Source organism: Ramlibacter henchirensis (assembly GCF_004682015.1).
Taxonomy (GTDB): domain Bacteria; phylum Pseudomonadota; class Gammaproteobacteria; order Burkholderiales; family Burkholderiaceae_C; genus Ramlibacter; species Ramlibacter henchirensis.
Window position 1 is genome coordinate 964699 of the sequence record NZ_SMLM01000001.1, and the last position, 23529, is coordinate 988227.

A 23529-nucleotide genomic window follows, 5' to 3' on the forward strand; every position below is an offset into this window, starting at 1 on the left:
GCATCGGTCTGGTTTCGGTGCAGCGATTGCCGTAGAGTGGCTGCACCACCCTGCGCGCACACCATGGAAGCCGCCCGGCCACTGCTGGCGAAGTTCGAAGCCTTCGTGCTGGACGAGGCCAATGCGCGGCTGTCGCGTGCGGGCGTTCCGCTCGAGCTGACGCCGCGCGCCTTCGACGTGCTCTGCGCCCTGGCTCGCCGCGAGGGGCGGCTGGTCCCGAAGGACGCGCTGCTCGACGAGGTGTGGGGGCACCAGCACGTCAGCGAGTCGGTGCTCAAGACCACCATCAGCCAGCTGCGCGCCGCGCTTGCGGACGACCCGAAGTCGCCTCGCTACATCGAGACGGCGCCGCGGCGCGGCTATCGGTTCATTGCTCCGCTGTCGCCCACCGCCGTGGAAGTTCGCGCTCCGGCCGAGCCGGCCCCGGCGCCGCTCGCGGCACAGGCACCGCCCGACCCCGAAATGCTGCTGATCGCCCGCGACCAGGAACTCGCCGAACTGGCGCGTCTGCTGGCGTCCGCGGCCCAGGGACGCTGCCGCGTGGCCTTCGTCGCCGGCGAGCCCGGCATCGGCAAGAGCTCGCTCCTGGCCGCGTTCCTGGCCGCCCAGCCGGTCGATCACGCGGTGGGGCAGTGCATCGAGCACTACGGGCCCGGCGAACCCTACCTGCCCGTGCTGGAGGCGCTGAACGCGCTGTGCCGTGGCGCCCGCGGCGGCGAACTGCAGGCGCTGCTGCGGCAGGTGGCGCCCACCTGGCTGGTGCAGCTGCCCTGGTACCTCACGGACGCCGACCGGCAGCAGCTGCAGCGCGAGGTCGCGGGCGCGACCCAGCAGCGCATGCTGCGCGAACTCGGGGAACTGCTCGACCGCTACGCCGCCCGGACTCCGCTTGTCCTCGTGCTGGAGGACCTGCACTGGGCGGACGATGCCACGGTGCAGCTGATCGCGTACGTCGCGCGCCGCCGTGCACCTGCGCGGCTGTTCCTGCTGGGCAGCTTCCGACCGGCGGAACTGGTGGCCAGCGACCATCCGCTCAAGGGCCTGCGCCAGGAGCTGCGGTTGCACGACCACTGCACCGAGCTCGACCTGGAGGCGTTCTCCGAAGCCGACGTGGCGCACTACCTGGCCGGCTGCACCGGGGGCCATGCCTTCGACGAGGCGTTCGTGCGCCAGGTGCAGCACCACACGGACGGCCTGCCGCTGTTCGTGGCCAACCTGGTGACCGCGCTGATGGCCGACGGCGTGCTGCGCCGCGATTGTGATGGCCGCTGGGAGGTCACCGCGCTCCCGCAGCTGCAGGTGCCGCAGAACATCGCGGGCGTCATCGAAAAGCAGATGGACCGCCTGCCCGCCGATCTGCGGCACTGGCTTGCGGCAGCGAGCGTCGGCGGCGTCGAGTTCCAGGACGTGGCGCTGGCCGGCGTGCTCGGCACCGATCCGGCGCGGGTCCGGGAAGGCCTGGAGGAGCTTACGCGCCAACGCCACTGGCTGCGCGCCACCGGCGTGGTGCCGCTGGCGGACGGCCGCACTGCGGCCCACTTCGCGTTCCGGCACGCGCTGTACCGGCACGTGTTCTACCAGTCGCTGGGCGAAGCGCGCCGCGCCGAGTTGCACCGCCGCCATGCGGACGTGCTGGAGCAGCTGCTGGGCGCCGGCGCTCCCGCCGTCGCCGGCGAACTGGCGATGCACTGCGAGCAGGGGCGGGCGCCGGCCGCGGCGATCCGGTGGCTGCTGGTGGCGGCCGGCCGCTCGCTCGGCCGCTTTGCGCCGTCGGAGGCGCTGCAGTCGGCACGCCATGCGCTCAGCCTGCTGCCGCAGCTGCCGCCCGGTGAGCAGACGCTGAGCCTTGAGCTGGACCTGCGCGTTTTGGAGGGTGTGTCGCTCGCGCAGCTGACCGTGATCGCCGGGCCGGAAACCGCGGCGGCCTTCGAGCGCGCGCGCGAACTGAGCGATCGGCTTCCGCTCGGCCCCTCGCATGCCCGGGCGCTGCGCGGACTCTGGTGGGTGACGTTCGCGCGAGGCGATCTCGGTGGCGCGCGCACGCTGGCGACGCGACTGATGGACATCGCCGAGTCCAGTGGCGACACCAGCTTGCGCGTGGCGGGTCGGACCGGGCTGGGCATGACGCTGGCGCATGCGGGCGAGGTCGTGCAGGCGCGCAAGCTGCTGGAGGAGGCGCTTCGCCTCTATGAGGACGCCGCGACGCGGCTCGCGCCCGACCTGTTCGTCCACGATCCCGGTGTCGAGGGGATGTGCTATCTGGCAGTCCTGTGCTGGTGGATGGGCGAGCAGGGCCAGGCGCGCCGCCACATCGCGCGCGCGCTCGAGGCGGCGCAGGCCTCGCGCCATCCGGCCACCATTGCGATCTCGCTGCACATCGGCTCGGTGCTGCACTCGATGGCCCGCGAGTACCCACTGGTGCTCGAGGACAGCGAGAGCATCTCCCGACTGGTGGACACGCACTGGCTGGCCGGAGGGCCGAGCGCGCAGGGCTGGATCTTCGGCCGGGCGCTGGTCGGCCTCGGCCGGGCCGAGGAAGGCCTGGAGCACATGCGCCAGGCGGCGCGCCGTTGCGAGGAGAGCGGCCTGCGGGTGGGTTTGGTCGGCTTCCACCAGACGTACGCGGATGCCTGCATCTCGCTGGGCCGCCCGGAGGAGGCGCTGGCCGCGGTCGACCGGGGCCTAGCGCTCATGGAGGACCGCGGCGAACGCTGCGTGCTGTCGCCGCTGTCGCGCATGAAGGGGCAACTGCTGCTCGAGCGGGCGGATCCGCAGGCGGCGCGCTGGCTGGATCAGGCGGTCGACGCGGCGCGGGAACGCGGCGCACTCAACCACGAAATGGATGCGTTGATCGCCTGGGGACGCCAGCCTTCGCTCACGCCGCGGCAACTGCGCCAGGCGTACGAATCGGCGCTGGCGCGTTGCGGACCGGAGCCGACGCCGGCGGCGGCGGAGTTGCGGCGTGCACTCGGTTCGCTCGACTGAAGCCAGCCCGAACCACCCGCAAGCAGGCAGCAGCCGAGCCACCTCTTCCTACGCCGATTGCCGCGCCCGCCCGACGCCGGGCAGCGCGGCCATGCGCAAAGACTGTGCCCAACGGTACCGGCGCCGTGTGCAAGCCGGACCTTCCAGGAGGCCGATTGCCATGAGCTCCAATTCCCACCCCCGATTGCGCCGCACCGTCATCGCGGCGATCGCGGCCGGCAGCATGTGTTTCGCCGGCGCCCAAACCGCTCCGTCCAGGGACCCGCCGCCCAGGCCTAACCACCCCGCGGCCAAGGGCCACAAGCTGGACCACTCGGGGCAGCGCCAGGTCGGCAAGGCCTCGTTCTACGCGAACAGGTTCGCCGGCCGGAAGATGGCCGACGGCACGCCGATGGACCCGAAGGACGACAACGCTGCAAGCAAGACCTTGCCGCTGGGCACCAAGGCCAAGGTCACCAACCTGGAGACCGGCCGCAGCGCGGTGGTCACCATTCAGGACCGCGGCCCCTATGTCGATGGCCGCATCGTCGATCTCTCTCCGGCCACCGCCGAGAAGATCGGCCTCAGCCGCGAGGAAGGGCTCGCGCCGGTGGAAGTCGCGCCCATCACGGTGCCGCAGCCCGACGGAAGCATCAAGCCCGGCGTGGCGGCGAACTCGTACTAGTAGCGGGCGGCACCCCAGCCTTGGCCTGCGGCCGCATGCTGCCTTGTCCTACAACGGCCGTGCTGGCCGCCACCTAGCATTCCACGCATGCGATACAGCCGTGCCGATTACGCCAAGATGCTGGCCGCCCAGCAGGAAGTGGCGCGCGCCGAAGAGGACTACGAGCGCCTGCGCGCCGCGTACGTCGAGGTGGCGAAGAACGAGCCCGGCCATGAAGTCGCGCTGGCCATGATCGGCGCCGACATGGACCGCGCCCACGCGCACCTGCAGGCGCTCATCGGCCTGCCGCGCATGCCCTTCACGCACGACCCGAGCCGGTCCGTGCGCCGCGACGCGGAAAGCGAGCAGGAAGAGAAGGAAAGCGCCTGAGCGCGCTGCCCCGGGCTTTCAGACCGTCGGCACACGCCGACACCGATTAGGCGTCTGCGCTGAGCGACGCGTCTTCGTGCCGGCAGGACCATGGCTGCAAGCGAGGACGAGTCCATGATCCCTTACGAAGTCGACCCCAGCCTGCATCCGGCCCAGCCCACCCCGCCGCAGCTCGACGACGGCTTCTCGCCGCCGCCCGCCGACGCGGAGGCGAAACCGCCTGTGCCCGGCGCACCCGTGGCCGAGCCGGTGGACCCGGCGCTGTGGGCCAAGAGCGATTTCTGAAGGAGCCCCATGGCGACCCATCCGGTCGAACCCGAAGAGCCGATGGAACCCGGCACCAACCCCGGCACGCCCAATCCCACGCGGCTGCCGGTGGAGCCGGAGTTCGGCCCGATGGAGCCGCCCGCCGAGCCGGAGGATCCGGCCGGACACCGGCCTTCGCATTGACATGAGGACAACGCACATGACCACCGAGAACCCGACGGGCATCCCGCGCCTGGAGCGCGAAGAGCCGGAACTGGCGACGGAGGAAGACATCCCGACGCCGTCCAACGAGGACCCGGAAGAGATCGAGCGCAACACCGAGGTCTCGCCGCGCGAGTCATGAACGCGCCCGCACCGGGCGCGACGAACCCGGGCGAGCTCCCGGTCGATCCTCCAAAGCCGGTGAACCCCGAACCGTCGCACCAGCAGAAGCCCAAGGACCCGGAGAAGGGCCACCAGCCCGAGCCGGGGCAGGACGGGCATTCGGAGCATCCGAAGCAGTAGTCGCTTGTGCGCCCGCAGGCGCCTTGCGCCTAGCCGTCGTTGGCCGCCAGCAGCCCCTGGCAGTCTTCATCGAGGCCCGCCACCGGGGTGGCCTTCGCGAGCGCCATCCACACACCGAACGGCAGCGCGCTGCGCCGCGCGCGAGGAGCAGCGCGTGCGACCACCAGGCGTCCTTGCTCCACCACCATCACGCCGCACGTCGCCGGGATTTCATCGGGCGAACCGATGCAGCGCCCGCGCGCGTCGCATCCCAGCACGTACCAGCATTCGCCCAGATCGAGGTAAGCCGCGCGCTTGGCCTCCTGCCGCAGGTCCGCCAGCAGGTCGGAGCGGCGCACCTTCACTTCGTGCACCACGGGTTCGACGTATTCGGCGACCGAGGTGTTGCGGATCGAGAAGACGTCCGGGCGCGCCATGCACCACTGCGCCGGCAACGAGCCGTCGACACCGGGCACCAGCGCGCGCAGCGTGAGCCCGCGCCATGCGATGCGGCCCGCGCGGCCCATCTCGCGCGCTACGTGTTCGACGAGTCCTTCGTGCGCCGACAGCCGCGCACGATTGCCGGCCAGCGTCTGCGCCAGCAGGTGCAGCCCGGCCCCGGTGACGCGCAGCGTCTCGTGCCCCGAAGGCGAGAGCACCCGGTCGAGCAGGCCGGCGGCGAGCAACTCGATCTCCAGCACGTCCTGGCAGGGCCAGCCGGCCGAGCGGTAGACCTCCCGCAGGCGGCGCGCGTGGGCGCGGCCGAGCACGGGCGCGGGAGTGGCTTGGAGGGTGGACATGGGAGGCGCAGTTTAGGTCAGGTGGTCCTGCTCCCACGCGCGCGCAGCGCCTGCACAGGCCACGTCCGTAGGCACCATCCCACGCCCGTTGTCGCGATTGGCTGATCGGAGACGTGGCCCGGCTTTCCAGAATGAGCGCCATGGTCGAGAAAGCCACTTACGGCATCACCGCGGTCCGCTACGTGGGCTCGCAGATCGTCGAGGCCATGATGGGCCTGATCGACGCTCGCAGCGCACGATGGGACCTGCGGCCTTCGCCCACGCGGGTCACCGAGGTGGTGGACCGCCTGGTCGAGGGCGACACGGTCATCAGCATGTTCCCCGACGACGAGGGCGGCCTCAAGCCCGGTCCCGAGATCAAGGTGGACGTGCTGCCAGAGGGCACCGAAACGCTGGCCCTCGACGAGGAGCAGCCCGGCCGCAGCCTGGGCGACCTGCCGCGCTTCTAGGCAGCGGGCCGGCGGCCCCGCTTCTCCGACCCCATCCCATGCATGCGCGCTCAGCGTCGGCTGATGCGCGGTCGTTCGCGCGCCCGACGCGAACCGGCGTGCCGCGCGGATGCACGTTCGCGGACCGGTGCAGCTCTGCACGTCGTGCGGTCCTGCACAGCTTGTCGTCCGTGTCCGACTGCGGATCAGGCAGGGAACACTTGCTTGATCCGTTAAGCACCTCGTAGCGCACTGCCAAGCCGTGTTACGCGACTGCCGTGTCGGAATCCTCGGACAAGGCATTGCGTCGGAACCGACAGCGAAGACAGCGTGCAACCTACCTCCCGCTCATGTCCATTTTTCACACCATCACGTATCGCATGACCTCGGAGGGAGCAGGAGAGATGTACGCCACGAGAAACCTGTCGGATTTCAACTGTCAAGCGATCCGTGGCGGGTCGGCAACGCCGGTCACACGCAGTTTCGTGGATCAACGCGCGGTGACGCGCTTTCATCTGCGGCACACGAAAAAACTGTTTCGGTTCATGACGGCCGCCAGCGGCCACTGAATTAGTAGGGAGAAGAGCATGAACACCTTGTCAGCCATGCCGGAAGTCGATCCGGTGCAGTTCCTCCAGATCGCCGGCCAGGGCGCGCAGCTTCGTACGCACGCGGACCTCTGGCGCTGGCTCCAGGGGGACGTCCAGCGCTGGCTGCCGCACGACATCCTGCTGGTGGGCTGGGGCGACTTCCGCTCGGGCGACATCCAGTACGACATCGTCTCCAGCCTGCCGGGCCTGCGCACGCACCTGTGCCCCGCCTCGCGCATCGCGCCGCTGGTCAACTACTTCCGCGACTGCTGGGTTGCCGCGCAGTCCCAGCCGTGCCAGCTGGACATCAGCGGTTGCGGCCAGCTGCTCGGCGAAGCCGGGCAGGGCTGGGCGCCCGCCCCGGGCACGCCCGGCATGCAGACCGCGCTGGTGCACGGCGTGGGCGACACCCGCATGGGCGGCGAGCGCGTCTTCGCGGCGCTCAGCTGCGACCTCGCCCCGGCCGGCGGCGCCGGTGCGCTGAAGCTGCTGGTGCCCTTCATCGATTCGGCCCTGCGCCGCATGCCGCCGGCGCCGATGCGCCAGCCCGGCGCCGAGCGCAGCCAGGTCGAGCAGATGGTGGTGCGCCTGGGCGCGCTGTCCGAGCGCGAGCGCCAGATCATGGTGTGGGTCGCCATGGGCAAGACCAACCCGGAGATCGGCTGCATCCTGCACATCAGCGAGTTCACGGTGAAGAACCACATGAAGAGCATCTTCAGCAAGCTGGACGTGACCAACCGCGCTCAGGCCGTGGCCAAACTCACCCGGATGGCCGCGTATGCCTGAAGCGGATCGCGTGCTCGGCGCGGCGCCGGGCGCCACGGCGGCGTCGGCCACGGCTGCGGCCGTGGCTGCTCCACCGCCCGCGCCCGCGCTGCCCGGGCCGGCCGTGTTCAGCCACAGCCGGCTGCTGCGCGCGTTCGAGGCCTTCGTCGAGCCGCTCGCGACCGTGCTGTCGCTGTGGATCCTCGTGGGGCTGATCGAGGGCGAGCTGAGCCCGCGCTGGGTCGGCCTGTCGATCGTGGCCTTCGCCCTGGCTTACCCCGGGCGGCCGCAGCTGCGCGCTTCCGCGGCCCGCGTGATCGCGGACACGGTGCTGGCCTGGGCCTGGACCTGCGGGCTGCTGCTCGCCACCGGCTATGCGATCGACGCGCTGGACGACTTCTCGCGCGACGTGGTGATGAACTGGCTGTGGCTCGCGCCCGTGTCGCAGCTGGCGGCGCACTGGGCGCTGCGCCAGTCCGCGCCGCAACTGATCCGGCTGGCCGGTCCCCCGCTGCGCGCCGTGGTCGTGGGCATGAACGAGCAGGGCGGCTCGCTGGCCGACCGCCTGACGATGGCGCACTACACCGGGGTCGAGCTGCTCGGCTTCTTCGACGACCGCACGCCGGACCGCATCCATGGCCGCGGCCGCCACCGCATGCTCGGGCGCATCGAGGAGATCGCCGGCTATGTGAAGAAAAACAACGTTCAGCTGGTCTACCTGTCGCTGCCGATGGCGTCGCAGCCGCGCATCAAGCAGCTGCTCGACGCGCTCAAGGACACGACCGCGTCGGTGTACTTCGTGCCCGACATGTTCGTGACGGACCTGATCCAGGGCCGCACCGATTCGATCTGCGGCATGCCGGTGATCTCCGTGTGCGAAACACCGTTCCGCGGACCCAATGCGGTGGTCAAGCGGGCCAGCGACATAGCGCTGTCTGTTGCGATCCTGCTACTGCTTTCGCCGCTGATGCTGGGCATCGCCGCGGCCATCAAGCTGACGTCGCCGGGACCGGTGATCTTCCGGCAGCGGCGCTACGGCCTGTGGGGCCAGCAGATCTTCGTCTACAAGTTCCGCTCGATGACGGTGACGGAGGACGGCGAGGCGATCACGCAGGCGCGCAAGGACGATCCCCGGGTCACGCCGCTCGGGCGCTTCCTGCGTCGCACTTCCATGGATGAGCTGCCGCAGTTCATCAACGTTTTGCAGGGCCGCATGAGCATCGTCGGGCCGCGGCCGCACGCCGTAGCGCACAACGAGATGTATAGGCCGCTGATCAAGAGCTACATGATCCGCCATAAGGTCAAACCCGGAATCACGGGTTGGGCGCAGGTGAACGGTTATCGCGGCGAGACCGATTGCCTGGAAAAGATGGAAGCGCGAATTCGCTGTGACCTTGACTATCTGCGAAACTGGTCACTGCGGCTGGACCTCTACATCATCTGGAGGACCATCCGCCTGGTGTTCAAGGATGGCGCGGCTTATTGAGCACTAGCACCAATGAGCCATTGTCCGCCCGTCGGCCTGTGCGTGACCATCCCGAGGATGAGTGGAGTCTGGTCGCGCCTGGCGTTCCTCGTGAGAGAACACCAAATGAAGAAACCTTCCATCCGGCCCGTGTTGAGCGTCGTGGCGGCGGCGTGCCTGCTGCCCGCCGTGCATGCACAAACCACCCTCCAGTCGCCCCCGGGCGGCCTGGGCCAGTCCGCCGCGCAGCCGGCGGGCCAGGCCGCCGGCACGCCCATGACCCAGTCCATGGGCACGCCGATGACGGTCGACATGTCGCCCGCGCAGGCGATCTCGCAACCGTACTCGCCCGTGTCTTCCGCGGCCGACCAGCGCGAGGGACTGCAGTTCCGCGCGCGCGCCGGCGTGGAGCGTGACGACAACGTGCTGCGCACCAACGGCGGCGAGATCTCGGACACGATCACCGGCCTGGGCGTCGGCCTGCGCTACCAGAAGCGCCTGAGCCAGCAGGAGATCGTGCTGGACGCCGAGTACGACCGCTACGACTTCGACGAGCTCGGCACCGACTACAACACCTTCAACTACGCGGCCGCCTGGCGCTTCCGCTTCGGCGATCGCATCGACGGCACGGCGAGCGCCGACCGCCGCCAGTTCCGCGACGTCACGTCCAACGGCCTGGCCGCGGCCATCAACCGCCGCACCGAGCGCAACGAGCTGGTCGAGGGCGGCTACCGCCTGGGCGCCTCCTGGCGCGTGCTGGCCGGCCTGCAGCACAACAAGACGCGCAGCACCGACCCGACGGCGTTCGAGTCCAACCTGACGCAGACCAGCGGCCGCGTGGGCCTGGCCTTCGAGCCGGCCACCGGTTCCACCGCGGCCGTGCGTTACCGCCGCGGCAACGGCGAGTACGACAACGCGCCGGTCGTCACCGACTTCGACGACAACGAGATCGACGTCACCGCGCGCTGGGTGCTGTCGCCCCGCACCACGGTCGAGGGCCGCCTGGGCTGGCTGGAGCGCGAGCACGACGCCGCCCCGACGCGCGACTTCGACGGCCTGGTCGGCTCCGCCGCCGTGAGCTGGGCGATCACCGCCAAGACCAGCCTGACGGCCGGCTACGCGCGCGAGCTGGGCAGCTACCTGGGCGGCACCGGCGGCCACCAGGAAAGCGACCGCTTCTTCATCGGTCCCGTGTGGCGCGCCACCGAGCTGATCACCGTCAGCCTGCGCTACGACCATGAGAACCGCCGCTTCGAGGACGTCACCGGCAGCGCCGACGTCGGCCGCGAGGACAAGTTCAACGTGGGCACGCTCGGCGTCGAGTGGGCCATCCGCCGCACCATCAGTCTGGGCGCGCAGTACCGCATCGAGCGCCGCTCGTCGAACCTGCCCGCCTTCGACTACCGCGCCAACGTGATCGGCCTGACTGCGAAGTTGACGATCTGACGTTGCCGCGCGGGCAACCGCAGGCATTTTTGAAGGGAGATAAAAGATGAAACGCGTGATTCGATCGATGGGAGCCCTGCTCCTGGGGCTGGCCATGGCCGCCCAGGCGGCCGGGCCCGCCCAGCGGGCGACGGTGGCGCCCCGGCCCACCTCGGCGCCGGCGGCGGAGCAGGGCGCGAACACGCCCAGCGCCGACTACCGCCTCGGCCCCGGCGACCAGATCCGGGTTCAGGTCTACCAGAACCCGGACCTGTCGATCGAAGCACGCGTTTCCGAACAGGGCACGATCAACTACCCGCTGGTGGGTGCGATCAACCTGGGCGGCAACACCATCGGCCAGGCCGAGAACAAGATCGCCTCGGCCCTCAAGAACGGCAACTTCCTCAAGCAGCCGCAGGTCAACATCGTCCTGCTGCAGGTGCGCGGCAACCAGGTCGCCGTGCTCGGCCAGGTGCAGAAGCCCGGCCGCTTCCCGCTGGAGACCACCAACACCCGCGTGAGCGACCTGCTCGCGGCGGCCGGCGGCGTCACGCCCATGGGCGACGACACGCTGATCGTCACCGGCACCCGCAACGGCCAGCCGTTCCGCAAGGTGATCGACATCCCGGCGCTGTTCCTGAACCAGCGCAGCCAGGACGACATCACGGTGCAGGGCGGCGACACGCTCTTCGTCAACAAGGCGCCCGTCTACTACATCTACGGCGAGGCCCAGCGCCCCGGTCCGTACCGCATCGAGCGCGGCATGACCGTGCAGCAGGCCGTGGCCCAGGGCGGCGGCCCCACCCCCCGCGGCAGCCTGAACCGCCTGCGCCTGACGCGGGTCGGCCCCGACGGCCGCCAGGTGGAAACCGACGCGAGGCTGGGCGACCCGGTCCTGCCGAACGACGTCATCTTCGTGCGCGAGAGCCTCTTCTAAGAACAACAACAACGGAGCAACTCGAGCCATGAACCTGTACCAATTCCTCTCCGTCCTTCGTGCCCGCCGCACGATGGTTTTCGTGATCTTCCTGTCCACCATCGCGCTGGCCCTGGCCTGGGTGATGCTGCGGCCGAAGTACTACACCGCGCACGCGCCCATCCTGGTGGACCTGCGCGCCAACGACCCGCTGGCGCAGCCCAACTACCAGAGCATCGTGCCGCAGGCGTACATGGCCACGCAGATGGACATCGTGCGCAGCAACCGGGTGGCCGAACGCGTGGTCGACATGCTCGGCCTCGAGAAGGATCCGGAGTCGAAGGAGGCCTGGCAGAAGGAGGGCGGCAAGGGCACGCTCAAGGCCTTCCTGGCCAGCGACCTGCTGACCGGCCTGGAAGTCAAGCCGGCGCGCGAGAGCAACATCATCAACATCTCCTACACGTCGCGCAGCGCGACCCAGGCGGCCAAAGTGGCCAACGCGTTCTCCGAGGCCTACCTCGACGTCGCACTGGACATCAAGACCGACCCGGCCAAGAAGTACTCCACCTGGTTCGACGACCAGCTGAAGTTCGCGCGCGACCGGCTGGAGAAGGCGCAGACCGCGCTCACCGCCTACCAGCAGCGAACCGGCGTCATCAGCGCCGACGGCGTGGACATGGAGACGCAGCGGCTCAACGAGCTGTCTTCCCAGCTCACGCTGGTGCAGGGGCAGCTGACCGACGTCGCGAACAAGCGCGCCGCCTCGGCCGGCAGCATCTCCGAGGCGATGAACAGCCCGCTGATCAACACGCTCAAGTCCAACATCGCCGCGCAGGAAGCGCGCATCCAGGAGGCCAGCGCCAACCTGGGCTCGCGCCACCCGCAGATGATCCGGATGCAGGACGAGCTGAACGCGATGAAGTCGCGCCTGTCCTCTGAGACGGCCAGCATCGGCAGCGCCATCGATACCGCCTACCAGGTCGGCCGCGCCCGCGAGCGCGAGCTGCAGTCCGCGGTGAACGCCCAGCGTGCCCGCGTCATGCAGTTCAACCGCTTCCGCGACGAACTCAACGTGCTGCGGCGCGACCTCGAGGCCGCGCAGAAGGCGTACGAGGCCGTCAGCGAGCGCGCGTCGCAGTCCAAGCTGCAGGCCCTGACCAACCAGACCAACATCCAGCGTCTGGCGACCGCGGTGGAGCCGCTGCAACCGAAGGGACCGACCACCGAGCTCGCGCTTGCCCTCGCGGCCTTCGGGGGGCTGCTGCTGGCCCTGGCCGGTGCGCTGCTGATGGAACTGCTCAATCGCCGCGTCCGTTCCGTCGACGACCTGTCGCTCGCCACCAACCTGCCTGTGCTGGCCACGGTGCCGGCCCACAACGGCCGTGAATCGCTGCATCTGTTGACCCATGCGCCCACCCGCCCGGCGCTGTCCTACCGCGGGAGCCTCGCATGAACAGCCAGATCCTGCCCCTGCACCGCGACCTCGAACTGGTCGGTCCGGTCTCGCGCGAAACCGCACTGCCGATCGGCGCGATCCTGGTCGACGCCGGCCGCCTCACCCAGGACGAGGCCGAGCGCATCCACGACTACCAGAAGAAGGTCGGCCTGCCGTTCGGCGAAGCCGGCATCTCGATGGGCCTGCTCACCGACGAGGACGTGCGCCACGCGCTCGCCCTGCAGTTCGGCCATGCCAGCATCTCGCCCGATGCCGGCCTGGGCAAGGACCTGGTGGCCGCGTATGAGCCGGACAGCCCCGCGGTGGAGCACCTGCGCAGCCTGCGCGCCCAGCTGATGCTGCGCTGGTTCGAGAACGACGCCGGCCACCAGTCGGCGCTGGCGATCGTCAGCCCCGGTCCGGGGGAAGGCCGCAGCTACATCACCGCCAACCTTGCCGTGCTGTTCTCGCAGATGGGCAAGCGCACGCTGGTGATCGACGCCGACCTGCGCAAGCCCAGGCAGCACCGCATCTTCGGCCTGCCCGGCAAGATCGGGCTGTCCGCGCTGCTGGCGGGACGCGCCGGCGCCGAGGTGATGTGCGAGATCAAGCAGCTGCCCGGCCTCACCGTGCTGCCGGCCGGCGTGCTGCCGCCCAACCCGCAGGAGCTGCTGTCGCGGCCGCAGTTCCAGCGGCTGATCCAGTCGCTGCGCGGCATGTACGAGGTGATCCTGGTCGACACGCCGCCCGCCGGCGCGTGGGCCGATGCCAGCACCGTGGCGGCGCGCTCCGGCGCGGCGCTGATGGTGACCTGCCGCGACCGCAGCTCGATGCCGCGCGTGATCAAGCTGTCCGAAGACCTCAAGGAATTCGGAGTCACCGTCGTGGGGGCCGTCCTCAACGGGGCGGGAGCCGTGTGACATCCTCTGCGCTGCCATCTCCCTCCCGGGACTGGCAGGTGCGCTGGTACCAGCTGGTGCGATCGATGGCGCGGGTCAGCACCGCGCGCGGCGAGGAGCAGCTGGTCGACTGGCTGCTGCGTCCCGGCGAGGCGCGCGTGCTGGCCTTCGTCAACGCGCCCGCCATGAACCTGGTGGCCGAGTCCGAGCCGTTCTACCAGGCGCTCATGTCGGCCGACGTGGTGGTGCGCGACGGCATCGGCGTCTCGCTCCTGATGCAGCTGTGCAACCAGGCGCCCGGGCAGAACCTGAACGCGCGGGAGCTGATCCCCAAGGTGCTGACGCGGTCCAATGGCCTGCCGCTGGCCCTGTTCGGCACGCGCGAGCCCTGGCTCTCGCGGGCCCGCAATGCGGTGCGCGAGAAGTTCGCGCCAGACAGCGAGTGCGTGGTCGCGCATGGGCACCTGCAGCTGCAGGACTACATCCGCATCGCGGCGCAGCACCGGCCGCGAGTGATCGTGCTGGGCATGGACATGCCGCGGCAGGAGCAGGTGGCCGTGGCGCTGGGCGCGGCGCTCGGATCGCCCTGCCTGATCGTGTGCGGCGGCGCGATCATCGACTTCCTGGGCGGCAAGGTGCCGTGGGCGCCGCGCTGGATGCGCCGCAGCGGCCTCGAGTGGCTGTTCCGCCTCGCGCGTGAGCCGCGCCGGTTCTGGGACCGCTACGTGCACGGCAATCCGCTCTTCGTGAAGCGGGCGCTGTCGATCGCGGCGCGCTCCTTGCGCCACGGTCCGCAGATCGCGTAGCTTTCGCACCGGGGCGCGGGCGGGCCAGAATCCGGCATGCCCCGCCGACCGCACTACCACGTCTACGTCGTCGAACTCGCCGACCAGGTGTGGAACGCGGCGCGCTTTCGCAAGGCCAATCCGGATTACGAACCGGGAAAGCCACTGGTCTACGTCGGCATGACCGGCCTCGATCCCGACGTGCGGTTCGACAAGCACAAGGCCGGCATCCAGGCCAATCGCTACGTGCAGGAGTGGGGGCTGCGGCTGCTTCCGCATTTGTACGAACGTTTCAACCCGATGCCCTACCAGGCGGCCCGCGAGATGGAAGTGGAGCTCGGCATCCAGCTGCGCCGCGCGGGCTACGGCGTCTGGCAGGGGTGAGGAATACGGAGGGCTCATCAATCGCGGCTGACGCACGCCGTCGGTGGCTCGGCTGTACGCCTGCACAACGGCTTGTTACGCTCGAGCGGATGCCCTTTCACCCCATTTGCACAGATCCAGGCCGGGCGACGACCGGAACCCGCGCGTGACGCCCGACGCCGTGGTGGTGGGCGCCGGCGTCGCCGGCCTGCGCTGCGCGATGGCGCTGGCGGACGCGGGGATGAAGGTGCTGGTGCTGGAGGCCGCGCCGCATGCCGGCGGCCGCGCGAGCAGCTGGACCGACGAGACCACCGGGCTGCAGGTCGACACCGGCCCGCACGTGGTCAGCTCCGAGCACCGCAACTTCATGGCCATGCTCAAGCGCGTGGGCACCGCGGAGCAGGTGCTGTGGCAGCGGCGTCCGCTGATCACGCTGCACGACGCCAAGGGCGTGCTGCGCATGCCCAGCCCCCGCCTGCCGCCGCCGCTGCACGGCCTGCCGCTGCTGCCGCGCGCGCTCACGCGCCTGTCGCTGCACGACGCATGGTCGCACCTGCGCATCGCCTGGCGCGCGGCGCGCCTGAACGAGCGCACGCTGCGCGACCTGGACGTGGAGGAGGCCCACGCCTACCTGCGCGACATGGGCGTGCGGCCCGCCGCCGTGGAGTGGTTCTGGCGGTCGGCCATGCTGGCGCTGCTGAACGTGCCGCTCGAGCAGTGCTCGGCCGCGTCGATGATGCGCGTGTTCCGCCTGATGCTCGGGCGCAGCGGCTACCACTTCGGTTTCCCGCGCATGGCGCTCTCGCAGCTCTACGTGCCCGGCTGCTGCCGCGCGGTGGTGCGTTCGGGCGGGCAGGTGCTGTTCGGCGCGCGCGTGCAGCGTTTGCGCATCCACGAAGGCCGGCTGCAGGGCGTGGAGCTGGAAGGCGGCCACCTGGTCGATGCGGGCCGCTGCGTCCTCGCGCTGCCGCCGAACGACGTCGCGGTGCTCGCGGCCGAGAGCGGCGAGACGGCGCTGAAGCCGCTGGCCACCGCGGCACGCTACTTCAGGCCCAGCCCCTACATCAGCACGTATCTCTGGTTCGACCGCGCCGTGACGCGGGAGCGCTTCTGGGCGCGCACCTGGACACCGCAGGGGCTGAACACCGACTTCTACGACCTCGCGCGGATCCGCACGTCGCTGTCCGGCGAGCCTTCGGTGATCGCGGCCAACGCCATCGGGCCGATGGCGCGTGGCGACTGGCCGGACGACCGCATCGTCGAGCACACGATCGGCGAGGTGAAGGAGTTCGCGCCGCTCGCGCGGCAGGCCCGCGTGGTCCATGCGCGCGTGCACCGCACCGCGATGGCGATCCCGCAGCCGCGGCCCGGGACCGAAGCGCTGCGGCCCCGGAACGCCACGCCGGTCGAAGGCCTCTGGCTGGCCGGCGACTGGACCGATACGTCGCTGCCGTTTTCGATGGAGAGCGCGGCGCGCTCCGGCGCGCTGGCCGCCGAAGCGGTGCTGGAGACGACCGGCCATCCCCAGACGCTGTCGATCGCCGCGCCCGACACGCGCGGCTTCGTGCGTCTGTTCCGCGCGCGCTGAGCGCGCGGCCGTTCAGCCTGTGCCGCCGCTGCCGATGCCGCCGGGCGGCAGCGGCCTGTCCGCAGCGACCTCCTGCATCACGGATTCCACCAGTTGCCCGAGGCGACGATCAGCGGGATCAGCTGCAGCTCGGAGTCGTAGTAGTCGGTCGTGAAGTTGGCCGAGTTCCAGTTCCACAGGGCGTCGAGGAAACCCTGGAAGCGCGCATCGACCATCGCGCCGCAGGTCATCGGGCCGATCAGGCTCTTGGGGATCCATGGAGTGCCCATCGAAGAACCGTCCAGGTGGTAGCCGATCGCCATCGCGGCGGGGTTGCCGCCGGTGGTGCGCTCGATGAAGCTCACGAGCTTGGTGCAGACCGACTGCCAGCGCGCGTCGCCCGACGTCACGAAATCGGTGCCCCAGCGCCACGGGTTGCGCTGCGCATTGGCGAAGTAGTAGCCCTCCGTGTCGACGCCATCGCCGTAGCCGCCCGGGGAGGGGATCGGCGCCGCGGTGTCGGTGCGGATGATGAAGTCGGGCATCAGGCCGCAACCGGGCGAGAACACCGTCTGCATGCGGTCGACCAGCGAGTAGGCGCGGTCGATCGCGCGGTCCCACAGCGCGTCGCCGGTCGCGCGCTTGAACGCGCGGAAGTGCGTGATCATGTAGTCGGACGTGCGGCTCACGTGCGGGGTGCCCAGGCCCTTGGTGGTGCCGTCCTGCTTCATGTTCCACGACGTCATGGCGGCGATCGTGTCGAGCGCTTCCTGCCTGTAGTTCCACTCGCCGGTGGATCCCCACTGGCGGTCGGCCATCAGCAGCGCCATCGCGATGTCGAGGTCGGCGTCCATGGCGTTCCAGCCTTCGCCGGCCGAACCGCCGCTGGCCGACAGGCGCCACTCCATCAGGTTGCGGCCGGTCTCGCCCGGGATGCCGTAGGCGTGGCGCGCGCGGACGGTCTTCAGCAGGCCGTCGAAGATGTCGCGCGCCTGCGGGTCGTGGCCGGCCATGATCACCGTGATCAGCATGGCGTAGCCCATGCCCTCGGAGACGACGAGGTAGGTGCTCGGGTTGCGGCCGTAGCACAGGACCACCTTGCCGCCGGGCACGCCCGGCATGTCGCCGATGTTGCGGGCCTTCCAGGCGTCGTACGCGTTGCGAACCACCGCATCCATCTGCTCCGGGCTCGCGGAGGTCGGCTGCAGGCCGGCGACGTACGCGTCCAGGCGGGAGCCGAACGGATAGGCGTTGGGACCTTCGACCGCTGGGCGCGTCGGGGTTGCGGCAGGGCCGCCCGGACGAGGGCCGCTGATGACGCCGGAGACCAGGTCGGATTCGGCCGCGGTGGTACCGCCGCCTCCACCTCCACCTCCACCGCCGCAAGCGGCAAGGGCGGCCACAACGGCCGAGGCGGAACCGGAACGAAGGAAGAGGCGTCTGCGCATGTTCAACTCGTCGAGAGCGGCCTGGGCCGGCAGGTCTGCCTTGCGCCCTTGGGCCTGGTTGAAGATGAGCTGGGCTGGCGCTAGCCGGACCGGCGCCGCTGATTCGCGGCCGCCGCGTGCGGCAGGGCTGGATGCCAACCTCAGCGGGAGCCGCGAATGTAGTAGGACGGGTCCCACAAACCGCCGAGTTGGCCGCCTACAAGAGTAACGAAAACGTTTGCCGACTGGCTCTCCCGAGCTCGGCAGTAACAGGCTGTTCAGAAAGGGTCGCGAAGGGGCTGGCTGTATTGCCGGGCAGAGGCAATCCGCTTCGCTGAGCTGACGGTTTGAATGGGTGCGACGAGGGGCGGGCGATGAACGCCGTTACGACAAGCCCAGCCGTGGAAGTTACGTTTGCATGCGGGAACTGTCGTGCTGGACGGGCTTTGAACCTCGCGCCCTCGCGTCAGGCGGCGCCTGGCCCGGGCTCATGCTGTGCCGGTCCGGTGCTCGCCTTGCTCGCACACGGACGCGCGGGGCCTTCAACGCGGCCCGTCCTCCCGCGGTAGAACTCACAGAGAGATCGGCCAAAGGCCGCTCTCTCTGTTCGGACAGCTCCCGCGAGTCAGAAGTTGAAACGGACTCCGCACCCCGCATTCGCGGGGCGCTCGCGTCGGCCAGGCCGCTGCGGCCCCGCTCGTCCCAGAAATCGCCCGGGCCAGGCACCGCCTGCCGCGTGGAAGCAGCGTGCGGGTGCGAGCAAGCAAGCGCAGATTCCCGTGCACCGGGGCGCTCCCACCCTGCCTTCCCCCGAGGGGGAGGAAAAAGACAGGGACGCGGCGCTTCTTGCTCCCTCCCCCTCCGGGGGAGGGTTGGGGTGGGGGCACGCCAGCCGCTCGATCAAGTACTGCTGCTCGAATCGCAACGACCGTTCCGCGGCGCACCGAAAAATCAAGCCCCCAGCCGCTTCAACTGCCGCAACAACGGCAACGCCGGCGCGGCCAGCGGCGACGTCCGCAGCCAGACCCCCAGTTGCTTCCTGCACTGCCGCGCGATGGTGACGGCGGTGGGCCTGCTGACGAAGCCTTCCACGACCGGCATGCTGCAATCCGAGAACCTGTCCTTGTAGGCCTCCTCCCCGCGGCCGAGGTCCAGCAGGCCGTGCCCCTGGTCGGCCGCGACCCGCGCCACTTCGAGCAGCAGCAGCGAACCCGGCGAGTACTTCGCGTACTCCGCGTCGTAGACCGGGAACCACCACTGCCACGCCTGCGGCGTGCGCATGCCGAAATGAGCCGCCACGAGCCTGTCGCCCGCGTGCAGGGTGGACAGACGGCCGCCGAAGTCCTCGTCGTCGATGTCGCGGATGTTCTCCACCAGCGCCAGCGTCCAGCCCATGCCGAAGAAATCGAGCTGCCCGGTCCGCCGGCACTGTTGGCGCTTGAGCCGCACCACGGTCTCGAAGTCCTTGCGTTCGCGGCTGTGCACTTCCAGGCGCAGGGGACCGATCTCCCGTTCGAGCTTGCGCATGCGGCCCGGCATCTTGGCCATGGTGTTGCCGTTTTCGCGCTTGCGCTTCATCCACACCTCGAAGCCTTGCGAGAGGTCCAGGCCGGGGGAGACGGCATGCACGAGGGGGACGGGCGGCTGCTGCCACGCGGGCAGGTGGCTGAACTGCCAGTACGACAGCCGCGCGCGCTTGAGGAGCTCACGCCAGTCCCATCGCGTCCCCGGTGCGGCGATCACGCCGTGGTGGTCGGACATGCGCCCGGCGATCGGTTCTCCCGCGCCCATGCGTTGCTGGTGCGGAAAGAACCCGATCACGGCGCCTTCGTCCTCCAGCACCGCGATGCGCACGTCGCGACGCACCGCCGCGGCGGCGAGCGTGAACTGCCAGGAAAAGCAGGGACTGGCGAGGGTCGGATTCGAGAGCTGCAGCTGCCGCCAGCGCGCGCGCTCGCTGGACCCCAGCTCAACGGGGCCGATCACGAAGCATTTCATGGATCACCTGCCGTGCTGGTGAACCGCGCCTGGATCACCCGGGCGCGGCCACGGCGCGGGCGCTCACGCGCGCGAGGCTTTCCTGTTCGACGAACCAGGCCGCCGCTTCCTGCAGCGCGGCGGGGTAGGGCGTCCAGTCCAGGCGAAGTTCGCGGGTGGCGGCGCGAGCGTCGAGCCGCAGGTGCCGCTCCCACAGCGCCGCCAGGCCGGGCGTGATGGGCTCCGGCCAGTGCTGCACATCGCGGCCGGCGCGCTGGCCGATCTTGCGAAGCACGTGCAGCGCGGGCCCGCCGACCTTGGCCTCGAGCTGCAAGCGGCGCCGCGACAACCGCCTGACCGGCGTGGCCTCGATGGCCAGCGACAGGTCGGTGAAGTACTCGTTCCAGCGCGGGCTGTCCGGGGCGGCCAGGTTGAAGCTGCGCTGCGTGCCGGGCGGCAGCGGCAGTTCCATCGAGCGGATCGCCGCGACGCAGACGTCGTCGACATGGACCAGGTTGGACCAGCCGTCGCCGGCCGGTCCCAGGTCGCCCAGGCGCTTCGCGCGCAGCCAGCGGCCGATGCGTGCCACCCACTGCTCGCTGCCCGGCCCCCACACGCAGCCGGGGCGCAGCACGACGGCGCAGCCGCCACCCGTGGTGAAGCCTGAGATGTGCGTCTCGGCCTCGCGCTTGGCCTGGCCGTACCAGCCCAGCGAGGGACCGGGCGTGGCCTGTTCATCGACACGGCCTTCGAGCGCGCCGTAGATGGACATGGTGCTCAGGTGCACGATGCGCGGGCAGCCGGCCGATGCCGCCGCCGTGGCCAGCGTACGGGCGCCGTCGGCGATGCAGGCGGCATCGCCCGCGACGCAGTTGATCACCGCGTCCATGCCTTTGAGCGCCTGCGCCAGCGCAGCCCCGTCGCGCGTGTCGACCCGGATGCGGTCCTCGCCCGGCTGCGCGCGGGAAGAAGCGCTGATCGCCACGTGGTCCGCCTCGCGCAGCAACGCGACGAGCCGCGAGCCGATGTAGCCGCTGCCGCCGAGCACCAAGGCTTTCATGCGAACAACTCCTCCGCGGCCGCGCGGCGCGGCTGCAGGCGTTGCGCCAGCCGGTCGGCCAGGCGCAGGGACAGCGCCACGATGGTGAGCGTCGGGTTGGCCTGGCTGGAGGTGGGGAACACCGCGCTGCCGGCCACGTACAGGTTGGAGACGGAGTGCACCTTGCAGTCCGCGTCGACGACGCTGTTCTTCGGGTGGCTTCCCATGCGCACGGTGCCGATGTGGTGGCCGCCATACGCGCCGTAGCGCATCAGGTCTTCTTCCAGCCGGTCCACCTCGTACTCGTAGCGGCCGACGCCGGTGCGGCCCAGTTCGGCTGCGATCAGGTCCAGCGTGCGGGCGACGGACTCGATGTCGGCCAGGCAGTAGCGCCAGTCGACCCGCAGCTTGCGCATGCCGAGGGCGTCGGGCTGCTCGGTGAGCTGCACGCGGCTGGAGGCCAGCGGCTGCTGCTCGGCCTGGATCTCCAGGCTGAAGCGGTTGGTCCGGTTGCGCAGGATGACCGAAGGGAACTTGCGCTGCGACAGCGTGCGGCGGCGGACCCAGTGCGTGAGGAAGGCGGCCGTGTCCAGCGGGTCGCGCAGCACGTTCAGGACATGCCTGGCCCACACCTCGCTTCCCATCGGATGCGCATCGCGCAGGCGCTTGCCGTACTCGTAGCTGATCAGGTGCTTCGCCAGCACCAGGCCGGAGAGCACGCCGCTGCGGTGGGCCGGGTCGGTGATCTTGGGGAAGTGCAGGCGCGCCACCGCGTTCATCAATCCATGGCGGCGCTGCTGCACCGGGTCGATCTGCAGGCGGCGCCGGCAGTACACGCCGTCGGGCGCCGTCTCGTAGCCGTGCCGCACGTTGTTGACGTGGCCGTGGACCGTCAACGTGCCGACATTGCCCGCGATGTGGCACTGGTAGTAGCGGCCGACCACGTCGTGCTGGTTGCCCACGCCCTGCGGCGCCACGTCGCTGGAATGCAGCATCAGCCGCGCCGTCTCCAGGCCGCCGCTGGCCAGCACGACCGCGCGTGCCGAGACCTGGAAGCGATTGCCGACCAGCGTGGCGACTTCGAGCGTGCGCACGTTGGCGCCGGACTCGTCGAGGCGGATCGCGGTGCAATGCGCGCCGGTGAGCACGCGCACGTCGGGCGCCACTTCCAGCCGCTTGCGATAGCGCTTGCCGAAATCCGTGGGGCAGGAGAAGCGCTCCAGCCCGTGCGTGCGGACGATCGCACTCTCGAAGCCGGCGAACATCGGCGGCGCCGAAGGCAGGGCAGTGCGCGCGTCGTACTCGAAGCGGCCCGCCTCGACCCAGGTGTTGGCCTGCGCGTACCAGGGCAGCAGGCCTTCGTAGGAGATCGGCCAGCCGCTGTGCGGCACCCAGGCCCGCTCCTCGAAATCGATCGGGTCGTAGGGCATGCAGCGCCCGCCCCAGAGGCTGGTGGACCCGCCCAGGCCGCGCAGGCGGTACCGGTGCAAGGGGCTGTGCATGCGCTCGTCGGCCACCTCGCCCTGGTAGTGGGCCTGGGCCTTCGTGTCCTTCGTACGCTCGCCGGCTTCCAGCAGCAGGACCGACAGGCCGCGCCCCGAGAGCGACAGGGCCAGTGGAATGCCCGCGGCGCCGGCGCCCACGACGCAGACGTCCGCCTGCAGCGTCGTGCCGCGCGGAACCTCGTGCGCGCTTTCGATCACGGCTGCGCCTCCAGCACCGGGGCGGTGACCGGCTGCGCGCTCACGCCGAACTGCCGCTGGTGGATCCGCGCGATGCTGGCGGCGAAACGCTCCAGCGAGAACTGCGCCTCGTACAGCGCCTTGCCGTTGCGCTCCAGGTGCTCGCGCAGCTCGTGGTCGGTGAGCACCATGGACAGGCCGCGGGCGATGCTGGCCGGATCGCCCGGTTCGACGAAGCAGGCGTCGCGGCGGTGCGCGAGCACATGCGGGATCTCGCCGACGGGCGTGCAGACCACGGCCACGCCGTGCGCCAGCGCTTCCAGGATGGCCAGCGGCAGGCCTTCGTCGTAGGAGGGCAGGACCAGCGCGTCCGACTCGGCCAGCAGGCGCGCAAGCTCGTCCTGGTCCGCCCAGCCGTGGAAGTGCACCTTGTGCGCGACCCGCAGGCGTTCGGCCTGCGCCGCGTAGCCCGCGATGTCGCCGCCGCCCACCAGCGTGAGGTGCAGCGGCACGTTCGACAGCACCGGCTGCGCCAGCGCCTGCAGCAGGTCGGACACGCCCTTGCGTTCCAGCAGGTTGCCGACGAACAGCACGCGCGACACGTCCTGCAGCGTGTAGGGACGCCGCGGCACGGCGGGCTCGGGCACGCCGTTGATGACGATCTCCACCTTGTCGGCCGGCACGCGCAGGTCGCGCGTCACGAACTGGGCCGATTCCTTGCCGAGCACCACGCAGTACTGCGGGAGCGAGAACACCCAGCGCACCAGCGCCTTGAGCGGCGCGGGGAAGCGCTGGTAGCTGTGGTGCAGCTGCGCGGCATGCAGGTGCAGCACCGTCGGGATGCCCAGCGCCTTGCAGGCCGCGAGCACGATGGATTCGCGCACGATGTCCATCCGCTCGGCCATGTTCACGTGCACGCCGGCCAGGCGGCCGCCGAAGCGATCCTTCACCAGCCGCCCCACCGCCCGCGCCACCTGCAGCAGCGACGCGGCCGCGTTGCCGCTGCCGCGCGTGTCCAGCGGACGCAGCACGGGGCCGGTGGGCTCCGCCGGCTGGGACTGGATCAGGTAATCGGCCACCTTGTACATGCCGCCGCCGAGCGGCGCCCAAGGGACGGCGATGTAGATGAATCGGCTGTCGCCGGCGGCGCCGGCCATCGGGGGCACGGCCAGGCCGAAGGTGGAGGAGCTGTCCATCG

The 23529-nt window shown here is 70.3% G+C and carries 24 protein-coding genes; 18 read left to right on the top strand and 6 right to left on the bottom strand.

What is annotated here, in order from left to right:
* The first annotated feature begins 63 nt into the window (after positions 1-63).
* The 7 genes from EZ313_RS04755 to EZ313_RS23200 all read left to right on the top strand — a co-directional run bounded on the left by EZ313_RS04755 (position 64) and on the right by EZ313_RS23200 (position 4789).
* A complete protein-coding gene (locus EZ313_RS04755) occupies positions 64-2985 on the top strand; it encodes an ATP-binding protein (protein ID WP_135262052.1) in 2922 nt (973 codons plus the stop codon).
* A gap of 160 nt (positions 2986-3145) precedes the next feature.
* On the top strand, positions 3146-3649 hold the full coding sequence (locus tag EZ313_RS04760) for a septal ring lytic transglycosylase RlpA family protein (protein ID WP_135262053.1): 504 nt from the start codon (positions 3146-3148) through the stop codon (positions 3647-3649).
* Between the two features lie 87 nt (positions 3650-3736).
* The gene (locus tag EZ313_RS04765; RefSeq protein ID WP_135262054.1) at positions 3737-4018 is read left to right on the top strand and encodes a hypothetical protein; all 282 of its coding nucleotides are present in this window, start codon (positions 3737-3739) and stop codon (positions 4016-4018) included.
* Between the two features lie 114 nt (positions 4019-4132).
* A complete protein-coding gene (locus EZ313_RS23185; protein ID WP_167772503.1) occupies positions 4133-4303 on the top strand; it encodes a hypothetical protein in 171 nt (56 codons plus the stop codon).
* 9 nt (positions 4304-4312) lie between these two features.
* Positions 4313-4468: a hypothetical protein gene (locus EZ313_RS23190; RefSeq protein WP_167772504.1), complete on the top strand. Its 156-nt coding sequence runs from the start codon at positions 4313-4315 to the stop codon at positions 4466-4468.
* A gap of 16 nt (positions 4469-4484) precedes the next feature.
* On the top strand, positions 4485-4628 hold the full coding sequence (locus EZ313_RS23195; RefSeq protein ID WP_205960330.1) for a hypothetical protein: 144 nt from the start codon (positions 4485-4487) through the stop codon (positions 4626-4628).
* On the top strand, positions 4625-4789 hold the full coding sequence (locus EZ313_RS23200; RefSeq protein WP_167772506.1) for a hypothetical protein: 165 nt from the start codon (positions 4625-4627) through the stop codon (positions 4787-4789). The genes EZ313_RS23195 and EZ313_RS23200 overlap by 4 nt, the downstream gene beginning before the upstream one ends.
* A gap of 29 nt (positions 4790-4818) precedes the next feature.
* On the opposite strand, the gene EZ313_RS04770 is transcribed toward EZ313_RS23200, so the two are convergent.
* The gene (locus EZ313_RS04770; RefSeq protein ID WP_135262055.1) at positions 4819-5568 is read right to left on the bottom strand and encodes a hypothetical protein; all 750 of its coding nucleotides are present in this window, start codon (positions 5566-5568) and stop codon (positions 4819-4821) included.
* 140 nt (positions 5569-5708) lie between these two features.
* Between EZ313_RS04770 and EZ313_RS04775 the strand changes: the two genes are divergently transcribed.
* The 11 genes from EZ313_RS04775 to EZ313_RS04825 all read left to right on the top strand — a co-directional run bounded on the left by EZ313_RS04775 (position 5709) and on the right by EZ313_RS04825 (position 16227).
* Positions 5709-6017, top strand: a complete 309-nt coding sequence (locus EZ313_RS04775; RefSeq protein ID WP_135262056.1) for a hypothetical protein — start codon at positions 5709-5711, stop codon at positions 6015-6017.
* Positions 6018-6346: 329 nt separating this feature from the next.
* Positions 6347-6565: a hypothetical protein gene (locus EZ313_RS04780; protein ID WP_135262057.1), complete on the top strand. Its 219-nt coding sequence runs from the start codon at positions 6347-6349 to the stop codon at positions 6563-6565.
* An 18-nt stretch (positions 6566-6583) separates the two neighbouring features.
* Complete coding sequence (gene epsA, locus EZ313_RS04785) at positions 6584-7372, top strand: XrtB/PEP-CTERM-associated transcriptional regulator EpsA (protein WP_135262058.1); 789 nt, start codon at positions 6584-6586, stop codon at positions 7370-7372.
* A complete protein-coding gene (locus tag EZ313_RS04790) occupies positions 7365-8837 on the top strand; it encodes an undecaprenyl-phosphate glucose phosphotransferase (RefSeq protein ID WP_135262059.1) in 1473 nt (490 codons plus the stop codon). Before epsA ends, EZ313_RS04790 begins: the two co-directional genes overlap by 8 nt.
* A gap of 105 nt (positions 8838-8942) precedes the next feature.
* Entirely contained in the window at positions 8943-10262 is a 1320-nt protein-coding gene (locus EZ313_RS04795; protein ID WP_167772507.1) for an outer membrane beta-barrel protein, read from the top strand.
* A 46-nt stretch (positions 10263-10308) separates the two neighbouring features.
* Positions 10309-11178, top strand: coding sequence for a polysaccharide export protein EpsE (gene epsE, locus EZ313_RS04800; RefSeq protein WP_240788529.1), 870 nt, complete (start codon positions 10309-10311; stop codon positions 11176-11178).
* 28 nt (positions 11179-11206) lie between these two features.
* Positions 11207-12610 carry a chain length determinant protein EpsF gene (gene epsF, locus EZ313_RS04805; protein ID WP_135262061.1) on the top strand — a complete coding sequence of 468 codons (1404 nt, stop codon included), beginning with the start codon at positions 11207-11209 and terminating at the stop codon, positions 12608-12610.
* Complete coding sequence (epsG, locus tag EZ313_RS04810) at positions 12607-13512, top strand: chain length determinant protein tyrosine kinase EpsG (protein ID WP_135262062.1); 906 nt, start codon at positions 12607-12609, stop codon at positions 13510-13512. Before epsF ends, epsG begins: the two co-directional genes overlap by 4 nt.
* Positions 13513-13550: 38 nt before the next feature.
* Positions 13551-14297, top strand: coding sequence for a WecB/TagA/CpsF family glycosyltransferase (locus EZ313_RS04815; protein ID WP_240788530.1), 747 nt, complete (start codon positions 13551-13553; stop codon positions 14295-14297).
* 36 nt (positions 14298-14333) lie between these two features.
* Positions 14334-14660: a hypothetical protein gene (locus tag EZ313_RS04820; protein ID WP_135262064.1), complete on the top strand. Its 327-nt coding sequence runs from the start codon at positions 14334-14336 to the stop codon at positions 14658-14660.
* 145 nt (positions 14661-14805) lie between these two features.
* Positions 14806-16227, top strand: a complete 1422-nt coding sequence (locus EZ313_RS04825) for a hydroxysqualene dehydroxylase (RefSeq protein ID WP_135262065.1) — start codon at positions 14806-14808, stop codon at positions 16225-16227.
* Positions 16228-16304: 77 nt separating this feature from the next.
* Here EZ313_RS04825 and EZ313_RS04830 read toward each other — a convergent pair whose 3' ends face one another.
* The 5 genes from EZ313_RS04830 to EZ313_RS04850 form a co-directional block, all read right to left on the bottom strand.
* Positions 16305-17654 (bottom strand): glycosyl hydrolase family 8, encoded by a 1350-nt coding sequence (locus tag EZ313_RS04830; RefSeq protein WP_135262066.1) that lies wholly within the window; start codon positions 17652-17654, stop codon positions 16305-16307.
* Positions 17655-18584: 930 nt separating this feature from the next.
* Positions 18585-19619, bottom strand: a complete 1035-nt coding sequence (locus EZ313_RS04835) for a GNAT family N-acetyltransferase (RefSeq protein ID WP_205960331.1) — start codon at positions 19617-19619, stop codon at positions 18585-18587.
* Between the two features lie 46 nt (positions 19620-19665).
* Positions 19666-20670 carry an NAD-dependent epimerase/dehydratase family protein gene (locus EZ313_RS04840; protein ID WP_135262068.1) on the bottom strand — a complete coding sequence of 335 codons (1005 nt, stop codon included), beginning with the start codon at positions 20668-20670 and terminating at the stop codon, positions 19666-19668.
* Complete coding sequence (locus tag EZ313_RS04845; protein ID WP_135262069.1) at positions 20667-22352, bottom strand: FAD-dependent oxidoreductase; 1686 nt, start codon at positions 22350-22352, stop codon at positions 20667-20669. Before EZ313_RS04845 ends, EZ313_RS04840 begins: the two co-directional genes overlap by 4 nt.
* Positions 22349-23527, bottom strand: coding sequence for a glycosyltransferase family 4 protein (locus tag EZ313_RS04850; RefSeq protein ID WP_240788531.1), 1179 nt, complete (start codon positions 23525-23527; stop codon positions 22349-22351). Before EZ313_RS04850 ends, EZ313_RS04845 begins: the two co-directional genes overlap by 4 nt.
* Between the last annotated feature and the right edge of the window lie 2 nt (positions 23528-23529).